Origin of the sequence: Thermococcus sp. LS2, assembly GCF_012027375.1 — an archaeon.
In the GTDB taxonomy this organism is placed as follows: Archaea; Methanobacteriota_B; Thermococci; order Thermococcales; family Thermococcaceae; genus Thermococcus_B.
Genome location: NZ_SNUI01000036.1, coordinates 1 through 298, shown reverse-complemented (window position 1 = coordinate 298; position 298 = coordinate 1). Strand labels below are relative to the sequence as shown.

Here is a 298-nt window from a genome sequence, read left to right as displayed (position 1 = left end):
CTCCTCGAACTCCAAGACCGCATTCCTACCTACAATGTCAGTGTTCAAGAAGTATATTGATGTTCTGCTCTTATCCCCCAAGTATGGGCGGATTGCATATCCGAAGAATGCTTCCAGCCTCGCTGGATTCTCCTCGTACAGCGGGAGTACTTTATCTATACCCACAATTATCCTCAGAGTGTAATCAGAGTGAACCTTCTTCAGCAGTTCATCGTAGTGCTTCTTCCAGACTGGAGTAGTCTCCTCCAAGTCAACTCTGCCAAGAACTTTTCCTGTCGTTATAATGCCTCCGAGTTTT

At 46.0% G+C, this 298-nt stretch carries 1 protein-coding gene; it reads right to left on the bottom strand.

Going from position 1 to position 298, the window contains the following annotated elements:
- Positions 1–298 (bottom strand): DUF257 family protein (locus E3E24_RS12600; RefSeq protein ID WP_167916129.1); only part of this gene is annotated, 298 nt, incomplete at both ends.